Annotated in this window: 9 protein-coding genes and 3 pseudogenes; 10 read left to right on the plus strand and 2 right to left on the minus strand. The window is 63.9% G+C overall.

Annotated features, from left to right (window positions below; all coding sequences use genetic code 11):
* Nucleotides 1–89: 89 nt before the first annotated feature.
* The gene (locus G3436_RS10415) at nucleotides 90–737 is read right to left on the minus strand and encodes a hypothetical protein (protein WP_163944433.1); all 648 of its coding nucleotides are present in this window, start codon (nucleotides 735–737) and stop codon (nucleotides 90–92) included.
* 326 nt (nucleotides 738–1,063) lie between these two features.
* On the opposite strand from G3436_RS10415, the gene coxB reads away from it, so the two are divergent.
* The 4 genes and pseudogenes from coxB to G3436_RS10435 all read left to right on the plus strand — a co-directional run bounded on the left by coxB (nucleotide 1,064) and on the right by G3436_RS10435 (nucleotide 5,278).
* Nucleotides 1,064–2,191, plus strand: coding sequence for a cytochrome c oxidase subunit II (gene coxB / locus G3436_RS10420; protein WP_163944436.1), 1,128 nt, complete (start codon nucleotides 1,064–1,066; stop codon nucleotides 2,189–2,191).
* 16 nt (nucleotides 2,192–2,207) lie between these two features.
* Nucleotides 2,208–3,800: a cytochrome c oxidase subunit I gene (gene ctaD / locus G3436_RS10425; protein WP_163944439.1), complete on the plus strand. Its 1,593-nt coding sequence runs from the start codon at nucleotides 2,208–2,210 to the stop codon at nucleotides 3,798–3,800.
* A gap of 10 nt (nucleotides 3,801–3,810) precedes the next feature.
* Nucleotides 3,811–4,379, plus strand: a pseudogene (locus G3436_RS10430) (cytochrome c oxidase assembly protein).
* 12 nt (nucleotides 4,380–4,391) lie between these two features.
* A pseudogene (locus G3436_RS10435) lies at nucleotides 4,392–5,278 on the plus strand (cytochrome c oxidase subunit 3).
* Nucleotides 5,279–5,284: 6 nt separating this feature from the next.
* Here the strand turns inward: G3436_RS10435 and G3436_RS10440 are convergent.
* Complete coding sequence (locus G3436_RS10440) at nucleotides 5,285–5,488, minus strand: twin transmembrane helix small protein (RefSeq protein WP_163944442.1); 204 nt, start codon at nucleotides 5,486–5,488, stop codon at nucleotides 5,285–5,287.
* 62 nt (nucleotides 5,489–5,550) lie between these two features.
* Between G3436_RS10440 and G3436_RS10445 the strand changes: the two genes are divergently transcribed.
* The 6 genes and pseudogenes from G3436_RS10445 (at nucleotide 5,551) to G3436_RS10465 (ending at nucleotide 9,450) form a co-directional block, all read left to right on the plus strand.
* On the plus strand, nucleotides 5,551–6,291 hold the full coding sequence (locus tag G3436_RS10445; protein ID WP_163944445.1) for an SURF1 family cytochrome oxidase biogenesis protein: 741 nt from the start codon (nucleotides 5,551–5,553) through the stop codon (nucleotides 6,289–6,291).
* Nucleotides 6,257–6,844, plus strand: coding sequence for a hypothetical protein (locus G3436_RS10450; RefSeq protein WP_163944448.1), 588 nt, complete (start codon nucleotides 6,257–6,259; stop codon nucleotides 6,842–6,844). The genes G3436_RS10445 and G3436_RS10450 overlap by 35 nt, the downstream gene beginning before the upstream one ends.
* Before the next feature lie 63 nt (nucleotides 6,845–6,907).
* A pseudogene (locus G3436_RS10455) lies at nucleotides 6,908–7,797 on the plus strand (COX15/CtaA family protein).
* Nucleotides 7,788–7,937: a hypothetical protein gene (locus G3436_RS27535; protein WP_243667097.1), complete on the plus strand. Its 150-nt coding sequence runs from the start codon at nucleotides 7,788–7,790 to the stop codon at nucleotides 7,935–7,937. Before G3436_RS10455 ends, G3436_RS27535 begins: the two are co-directional and overlap by 10 nt.
* Nucleotides 7,922–8,821, plus strand: coding sequence for a heme o synthase (gene cyoE / locus G3436_RS10460; protein ID WP_163944451.1), 900 nt, complete (start codon nucleotides 7,922–7,924; stop codon nucleotides 8,819–8,821). The genes G3436_RS27535 and cyoE overlap by 16 nt, the downstream gene beginning before the upstream one ends.
* Nucleotides 8,818–9,450: an SCO family protein gene (locus G3436_RS10465; RefSeq protein WP_163944454.1), complete on the plus strand. Its 633-nt coding sequence runs from the start codon at nucleotides 8,818–8,820 to the stop codon at nucleotides 9,448–9,450. Before cyoE ends, G3436_RS10465 begins: the two co-directional genes overlap by 4 nt.
* Nucleotides 9,451–9,486: the final 36 nt, after the last annotated feature.

Consider the following 9,486-nt stretch of genomic DNA (forward strand, 5'->3'; position numbering starts at 1 on the left):
CAGCTCCCACAGGGATAGCAGTAATTTCAGATTCACACTGCATCTGTGGGAGCTGGCTTGCCAGCGAAAGGAGCGCTATGGATTCTGGATCAGGCCGACGGGTCCAGCTCCAGCCCAACCCCCAGCTGACGCGACAGGCACGGCCAGCGCTTCCATGCGGCGCCCGTGTCCGGGCTGCTCAGCTTCTCGCGATACGCCTCGACCGACTCCAGCGCAAAGCTCTCGTCATCGAGCATCTCGTCTACCGAGTGGTGCACCACTTCATCCAGCTGGTTGGCAAAGGTTTCACCAATCAAGCGATGGGCGATCACGTTCGCCACGGTGGTATCCAGCGGGATCAGCGGCTGGTTGAAATGCTTGATGTACAGGTCGTTCACTTCTTCCACCAGGCGATGCGCCAGGTAGGCTTCATCCAGCAGGCAGTCCAGGCCGACATGGCCGTTCATGATGCCGGGCGGTTGCAGAAAATACTGCTCGGCGATTTTCAGCACCGGCTTGATCTGCGACTCGATACCCGCTTCACGTGCGACATCATTGGCCGCCTCCAGAAGCTCCGGTACCTGGTCGATATACGCCGCCACGAAACGCGCCAGCCCTTCCTGGGCATCGGCTTCAGGCAGTTGGATGGAGGGGTGCAGGTGCGGCAGTTGCAAGGCAAGTTGCTGTTTGAGCTGGCCGGTTTCGGCTTCATGTTGATGGGCACGGGTGATCTGATCGCGTACAGCGACGATGTTCATGAAAACTCCAGGGACGAGGAAAAACACACGGATGACATAAGGTAGCTCGGTTCTGTAAAGAGCTAAGACGGATTTGTCATAAACGGTGTGCGTTTATGCCGCACCTTGGTTATATCAAAGTGCCATCAATCGCCTCGGTGAATGATTTACCCCCTCGCGTTGCGTGGTCAAGGCCGCTGTCTATACTCCGCTTTGAAAGTGATTGGCTGATGAGGCCCGCCTGCTGTCCAGCAGGGGCTCGTCGTCGAAGTTCGCAGTCTTGACGCCGTACCCTTAGCCGTAGGTCCACGCCTCCGGGATAACAAGAACGATAAGGGGAACCCGCAATGATGCGACATCCACACGCCTGGATGGGCCTGCTGTTGTGGTCGCTGTTCACACAGGCCGAGGCTGCCTGGACCGTGAACATGGCGCCGGGGGCGACAGAAGTCAGCAACGCCGTGTTCGACCTGCACATGACCATCTTCTGGATCTGCGTGGTGATCGGCATCGTGGTGTTCGGCGCGATGTTCTGGTCGATGATGGTGCACCGGCGTTCCACCGGCCAGCAGCCCGCGCACTTTCACGAGCATACCTGGGTCGAGATCATGTGGACGGTGGTGCCGTTCCTGATCCTGGTGGCCATGGCCATCCCCGCGACCAGGACGCTGGTCGATATCTACGATGCCAGCGAGTCGGACGTCGACATCCAGGTCACCGGCTACCAGTGGAAGTGGCATTACAAATACCTGGGCGAGGACGTCGAGTTCTTCAGCAACCTGGCCACTCCCACCGAGCAGATCCACAACAAGGCCCCCAAGGACGAGCACTACCTGCTCGAAGTCGACCAGCCGCTGGTGATCCCGGTCGGGGCCAAGGTGCGCTTTCTGGTGACCGCTGCCGACGTCATCCATTCCTGGTGGGTGCCCGCTTTCGCGGTCAAGCGTGACGCCATCCCCGGCTTCGTCAACGAGGCCTGGACCCGCGTCGAGAAGCCCGGCATCTACCGCGGCCAGTGCACCGAACTGTGTGGCAAGGACCATGGCTTCATGCCGGTGGTGGTCGAGGTCAAGAGCAAGGCCGACTACGCCACCTGGCTTGCCGAGCGCAAGGCCGATGCGGCCAAGCTCAAGGAGCTGACCAGCAAGGAGTGGACCCTGCAAGAGCTGGTCGAACGCGGCGACAAGGTCTACCACACCACCTGCGTGGCCTGTCACCAGGCCGAGGGCCAGGGCCTGCCGCCGATGTTCCCGGCGCTCAAGGGCTCGAAGATCGCCACCGGCCCGATCCAGGACCACCTGAACATCGTCTTCCACGGCAAGGCCGGCACGGCCATGGCGGCGTTCGGCAAGCAGCTCTCGGAAGTGGATATCGCTGCCGTGGTCACCTACGAGCGCAACGCCTGGGGCAATGCCAAGGGTGACATGGTCACGCCGAAGGATGTGCTGGCGCTCAAACAGGCCGACGGCCAATGAACCGGGGAGACAGGACATGAGTACAGTCATCGACGACCACGGCCATGCCGACCATGACCACGCCCACGGCCCGGCCAAGGGCCTGATGCGCTGGGTACTGACCACCAACCACAAGGACATCGGCACGATGTACCTGTGGTTCAGCTTCGCCATGTTCCTGCTCGGCGGCTCGTTCGCCATGGTCATCCGCGCCGAATTGTTCCAGCCGGGCCTGCAGATCGTCGAGCCGGCGTTCTTCAACCAGATGACCACCATGCATGGCCTGATCATGGTATTCGGCGCGGTGATGCCGGCCTTTGTCGGCCTGGCCAACTGGATGATCCCGCTGATGATCGGCGCGCCCGACATGGCCCTGCCGCGCATGAACAACTTCAGCTTCTGGCTGTTGCCGGCGGCGTTCCTGCTGCTGGTCTCGACGCTGTTCAGCCCCGGTGGCGGGCCCAACTTCGGCTGGACCTTCTATGCGCCGCTGTCGACCACCTATGCCCCTGAGAGCGTGACCTTCTTCATCTTCGCCATCCACCTGATGGGCATCAGCTCGATCATGGGCGCGATCAACGTGATCGCCACCATCCTCAACCTGCGCGCCCCGGGCATGACCCTGATGAAAATGCCGCTGTTCGTCTGGACCTGGCTGATCACCGCGTTCCTGCTGATCGCGGTGATGCCGGTGCTGGCCGGGGTGGTGACCATGATGCTGATGGACATCCACTTCGGCACCAGCTTCTTCAGTGCCGCCGGCGGCGGCGACCCGGTGCTGTTCCAGCACGTGTTCTGGTTCTTCGGCCACCCCGAGGTGTACATCATGATCCTGCCGGCGTTCGGCGCGGTCAGCTCGATCATCCCGGCGTTCTCGCGCAAGCCGCTGTTCGGCTACACCTCGATGGTCTACGCCACCGGGGCGATCGCCTTCCTCTCCTTTATCGTGTGGGCGCACCACATGTTCGTGGTGGGTATCCCGGTGGTGGGCGAACTGTTCTTCATGTACGCCACCATGCTGATTGCGGTGCCCACCGGAGTGAAGGTGTTCAACTGGGTCAGCACCATGTGGGAAGGCTCGCTGACCTTCGAGACGCCGATGCTGTTTGCCATCGCCTTTGTCATCCTGTTCACCATCGGCGGGTTCTCCGGGCTGATGCTGGCCATCGCCCCGGCTGACTTCCAGTACCACGACACCTACTTCGTGGTGGCGCACTTCCACTACGTGCTGGTACCGGGGGCGATCTTCGGCATCTTCGCCTCGGCCTATTACTGGCTGCCCAAGTGGACCGGGCACATGTACGACGAAACCCTGGGCAAGCTGCACTTCTGGCTGTCGTTCATCGGCATGAACCTGGCCTTCTTCCCGATGCACTTCGTCGGCCTGGCCGGCATGCCGCGCCGGGTGCCGGACTACAACCTGCAGTTTGCCGATTTCAACATGGTGTCCTCGGTGGGTGCGTTCACCTTTGGCGCCACACAGATCTTCTTCCTGTTCATCGTGATCAAGTGCATCCGCGGCGGCCAGCCCGCCCCGGCCAAGCCGTGGGACGGTGCCGAAGGGCTGGAGTGGTCGGTGCCGTCGCCGGCGCCCTACCACACCTTCCAGACTCCGCCAGACGTGAAGTGAGGCCATCGCCATGAGTGAAGGGACTGCGCTGAAGCGTCTGGTCACACGGCTGTTGATGCTGACCGTGGTGATGTTCGCCTTCGGTTTTGCCCTGGTGCCGATCTACGACGTGATGTGCAAGGCGTTCGGCATCAACGGCAAGACGGCGGGCAGTATGCGGGCAGCCAGGTCAGCGACCCGACGCGCTCGGTGAAGGTGCAGTTCATGTCGACCAATGCCCGCGACATGGTCTGGGACTTCTACGCCACCGCCGACCAGCTCGACGTCAACCCGGGGGCGGTGAACCAGATGGTGTTCGTGGCCCGCAACCCCACCGACCAGCCGATGACCGCCCAGGCGATCCCGAGCATCAGCCCGGCCGAGGCGGCGGCGTACTTCCACAAGACCGAATGCTTCTGCTTCAGCCAGCAGGTGCTGCAGCCCGGTGAACGCATCGAGATGCCGGTGCGTTTCATCGTCGACCGCGACCTGCCCAAAGATGTGAAACACCTGACGCTTGCCTACACGCTGTTCGATATCACCGCGCGCCAACCGCCGGTGGCCCATGTGGCCAGCCAGTCCGTACAGAGCGCCCGATAAGGAGAACGATCCATGGCTGCTCATCAGCACTACTACGTACCGGCGCAAAGCAAGTGGCCGATCATCGCCACCCTGGGCATGCTGATCACGGTGTTCGGGCTGGGCACCTGGTTCAACGACATGAAGGCCGGCCACCCCGATTCCCACGGCCGCTGATCTTCTTCGTCGGTGCCCTGTGCCTGGCCTACATGCTGTTCGGCTGGTTTGGCGCGGTGATCAAGGAAAGCCGCGCCGGGCTCTACAGCCCGCAGTTGGACCGCTCGTTCCGCTGGGGCATGTCGTGGTTCATCTTCTCCGAGGTGATGTTCTTCGTCGCCTTCTTCGGCGCGCTGTTCTACGTGCGCAACCTAGCCGGCCCGGCGCTGGGCGGTGAAGGCGCCAAGGGTGTGGCGCACATGCTGTGGCCCAACTTCCAGTTCGCCTGGCCGCTGCTGCACACGCCCGACCCCAAGCTGTTCCCGCCGCCCAAGGACATCATCGACCCGTGGCACCTGCCGCTGATCAACACCCTCCTGCTGGTCAGCTCCAGTGTCACCATCACCATCGCCCACCATGCGTTGCGCAAGAACCATCGTGGCCCGCTGAAATTCTGGCTGGCGCTGACCATCGCGCTGGGCGTGGCGTTCCTTATCTTGCAGGCCTACGAGTACCACGAGGCCTACACCGAGCTGGGCCTGACCCTGAACTCGGGTATCTACGGCGCAACGTTCTTCATGCTCACCGGGTTTCACGGCGCCCACGTGACCATGGGCACGATCATTCTGTTCGTGATGCTGATGCGCATCCTGCGCGGGCATTTCAACGCCGACAAGCACTTCGGTTTCGAGGCGGCCAGCTGGTACTGGCACTTCGTCGATGTGGTGTGGGTCGGGCTGTTCATCTTTGTGTACGTGCTGTAGCCGCGCCTAGAACGGCGCGTGGGATACCAGCTGACCGCTGTACAAACCCCAGGTCACCAGGGCCAGGGTAATGGCGGCCAGGCTGACCCGCACTTTGAGGGCGGTGAGCAGGCGGGTCGAGCTGTCATCGTCCTTGACCAGAAAGAACAGGCCGCTGAACAGGCTGACAATGGTCGCCAGCAGCATCAGGACAATCGCGGCTTTGAGCATGGCGGTACTCCGGGGGATGCGATGACTACAACCAGTATAGCGAGCGACATGTCGGGGGCTCGGTGAGGGCGTTCCGTCCGGGCCTGGTGCCAACCCTGGTGGTGTTTTTGCTGCTGCCGGGGCTGATTGCGCTGGGCTGCTGGCAACTGGGCCGCGGCGCGGAAAAGCGTGCCTTGCTCAGTGCCTATGCCGAGCGGCGCCTGGCCCAGCCGTTGGCCCCCGAGCAATTGCTGCAGACGCCCGACAGCGCCTTTCGGCGGGTGCAGTTGCACGGGCGCTTCGACCGCACCCACAGCCTGCTGCTGGACAACCGCCTGCGCGATGGCCAGGCCGGGGTCGAGTTGCTGCAACCCTTTCACGATCAGGCCAGCGGCCTGTGGCTGCTGGTCAACCGTGGCTGGTTGGCCTGGCCGGACCGGCGCGTCCCGGTGCAGTTCAGCACCCCTGAAACCGTCCTCAGCCTGCAAGCCTGGGTATACGTCGCGCCCGGCAGCACCTTCCAGCTGCACGCCGACCCGCAGGGCGGCGCCTGGCCGCGCCTGTTGACCGCAGTGAATGCGGTGCCGTTGTGGGCCTCGCTCGGGCGCGACGGGTTTGCCCATGAACTGCGCCTGGAGCCCGGCCCGGGCAGCTATCGGCTGGACTGGCCGGTGGTTGCCATGGGCCCGGAAAAGCACCTGGGCTATGCCGTGCAGTGGTTTGCGCTGGCGGCGGCGCTGTTCGCGCTCTACCTCTATTTCGGTTGGCATAACAACAAGGAGCAACCCCATGGGAGCCGTCATGCATCCACCCAGCACGTCTGAGGCGCCGCGCAACCGCGTGCGCGGGCGCTTGCAGTTGATCCTGATCCTGCTGGTGGTGATCGGGCCGATGATGCTCGCCACCGGCATGTACAAGTTCCAGTTCTGGGTGCCCGACAGCCGCAGCTACCACGGCGAGCTGATCGGCAACGGGCAGAGCCGCGCGCAGCTCGGGGTGGTGACGGACGAGGCGCGCTGGCAACTGCTGGTGAGCGCCCCCGGCGAGTGTGGCGTCGACTGCCAGCAACTGGTGTACCTGGCGCGCCAGGTACAGATCGGCCTGGGTCGCGACGCCAGCCGCGCCAGCCATGCGCTGGCGGGTGCGCAGCCGGTCAACGAGGCGTTCCAGGCCACGCTCGAGCGTGAGTATCCGCAACTGCAGCGCTACCCGCTGGACCTGTCGGCCTATGCCAAGGCCAGCCCCAACCTCAAGGATGCGCAACTGTGGATCGTCGACCCGCACGGCAACCTGGTGCTGCGCTACGACGCACGGGTCAAGGGCAAGGACCTGCTCAATGACCTGCGCCACCTGCTCAAACTGTCCAACATCGGCTAGGAGGCACCTGCCATGGCCAGACCCGGATACCGCCTTGCCGTGTTCGCCACCTTGCTTGCCATGATGGTGGTGCTGCTCGGTGCTTATACCCGCCTGACCCATGCCGGCCTGGGCTGCCCCGACTGGCCGGGTTGTTATGGCTTTATCAGCGTGCCCAAGACCGACGCGCAACTGGCGCATGCCGAGCGGCATTACCCCGACGCGCCGGTGGAGGCGCACAAGGGCCGCAACGAGATGGTGCACCGTTATTTTGCTGGCGCCCTGGCGTTGGTGATCGCCATGCTGGCGGTGCAGGCGCTGCGCCGGCATGGCCATAGCGGCCAGCCCTATCGCCTGCCGCTGGTGCTGCTGGCGGTGGTGCTGTTCCAGGCGCGTTTGGCATGTGGACGGTCACCCTCAAGCTGTGGCCGCAGGTGGTCACGGCGCACCTGCTGGGCGGCTTCGCCACGTTGAGCCTGTTGTTCCTGTTGAGCCTGCGCCTGTCGCGTGCGTTCATGCCGCTGCCGGGCCTGCCGCAACGGCTGCGCCGGCTGGCAGCGCTGGCCTTGCTGCTGGTGATCGGGCAGGTGGCGCTGGGCGGCTGGGTCAGCGCCAACTACGCCGCGGTGGCCTGTGTCGACCTGCCGACCTGCCATGGCCAGTGGTGGCCGCAGGCCGATTTCGCCAACGGGTTTCACCTCACCCAGCACATCGGCCCCAACTACCTGGGCGGGCAGCTGGACAGCGAGGCGCGCACCGCGATCCATATCACCCACCGGCTGGGCGCATTGCTGGTGACCGGGGTGTTGCTGGTGCTGGCCTGGCAGTTGTATGGCATCGGGTTGCGGCGCCTGGCCAGGCTGGTGCTGCTGGCGCTGGCGGTGCAGGTCGGTTGGGCATCAGCAATGTGGCCCTCGGCCTGCCGCTGGCAGTCGCGGTGGCACATAACGCCGGCGGCGCGGCCTTGCTGTTGACCCTGGTGCTGGTCAACTACCGAACCCGCCTGGCCACCCAACCCAAGGCCCGTCGGGTCAGCCAGGGCTGGCGCCTGACGCCGTTGCGCCCGGTGGGTGTGGTGCACTATCTCGGAGAGAATCCATGGCAACGCTTCTGAACCCGGCCCGGCACCCGGCGCTGTGGCGCGACTACCTGGAACTGACCAAGCCCAAGGTGGTGGTGTTGATGTTGATCACCTCGCTGGTCGGCATGTTCCTCGCCACCCGCGCTGGCGTGCCGTGGACGGTGCTGGTGTTCGGCAACCTGGGCATCGGCCTGTGTGCCGGCGCGGCAGCGGCGGTCAACCATGTGGTCGACCGGCGCATCGATGCGCTGATGGCACGCACCCACAAGCGGCCGCTGGCCGAGGGCCGTGTCGGGCCGCTGGCGGCACTGGCCTTCGCGTTGCTGCTGGCGATGCTCGGGCTGGTACTGTTGCTGACCTTTACCAATGCCCTCACCGCCTGGCTCACGCTGGCCTCGCTGCTGGGCTATGCGGTGCTCTACACCGGCTTTCTCAAGCGGGCCACGCCGCAGAACATCGTGATCGGCGGGCTGGCCGGGGCGGCGCCACCGTTGCTGGGCTGGGTGGCGATCACCGGGCATGTCAGCGCCGAACCGCTGCTGCTGGTGCTGATCATCTTCGCCTGGACCCCGCCGCACTTCTGGGCGTTGGCGATCCACCGCAAGCAGGAGTACGCCAAGGCCGATATCCCAATGCTGCCGGTGACCCATGGCGAGCACTACACCAAGGTGCATATCCTGCTGTACACCTGCGTGCTGCTGGCGGTCAGCCTGCTGCCGTACGCCATTCACATGAGCGGGCCGCTGTACCTGGGGTGTGCACTGCTGCTGGGCGCGCGCTTCCTGCAGTGGGCCTGGGTGTTGTACCGTGGCAGTCGGCCGCACGCGGCCATCAGCACCTTCAAGTACTCTATCGCGTACTTGTTCCTGCTGTTCATCGCGCTGCTCGTTGACCACTACCTACTGTTGAACCTATGACTCGAACCCAGAAAACCGTCTTTATCCTCGTTGCCCTGGTCGCATTGATTCTCGGGCTTACCCTCAACAAGGTGCTGAGCAACCGTAGCCAGGGCAACCCGACTGCGCTGATCGATGCCGGGATCATCCTGTTGCCGCAAAGCCGTAACGTGCCGGCGCTGGAAATGACCGACGAGAACGGCCAGCCGGTGGTGCTGGATCAGTTGAAGGGCAAGTGGTCGCTGCTGTTCTTCGGCTACACCTTCTGTCCGGACATCTGCCCGACCACGCTGGCGCAGTTGCGTCAGGTCAAGAGCGAGTTGCCCAAGGAGGCCGTGGAGCGCTTGCAGGTGGTGCTGGTGAGTGTCGACCCGAACCGCGATACACCGGCGCAGTTGAAGACCTACCTGGGATACTTCGACAAGGATTTTCGTGGGGTGACGGGGTCGCTGGAGGCCACGCAGAAGCTGGCGAATGCGGTGAGCATCCCGTTCATTGCGGCCGATACCAGCAAGCCGAACTACACGGTCGATCACAGTGGCAACCTGGCGCTGCTCGGACCGGACGGTACCCAGCGCGGGTTCATTCGGGCGCCGTTCAATAACCAGAAGCTGCTGGCGCAGTTGCCTGGCCTGGTCAAGCGCGACTAAGAGCTTCGCTGGCAAGCCAGCTCCCACAGGGACAGC

It is taken from the genome of Pseudomonas brassicae, from assembly GCF_010671725.1.
In the GTDB taxonomy this organism is placed as follows: domain Bacteria; phylum Pseudomonadota; class Gammaproteobacteria; order Pseudomonadales; family Pseudomonadaceae; genus Aquipseudomonas; species Aquipseudomonas brassicae.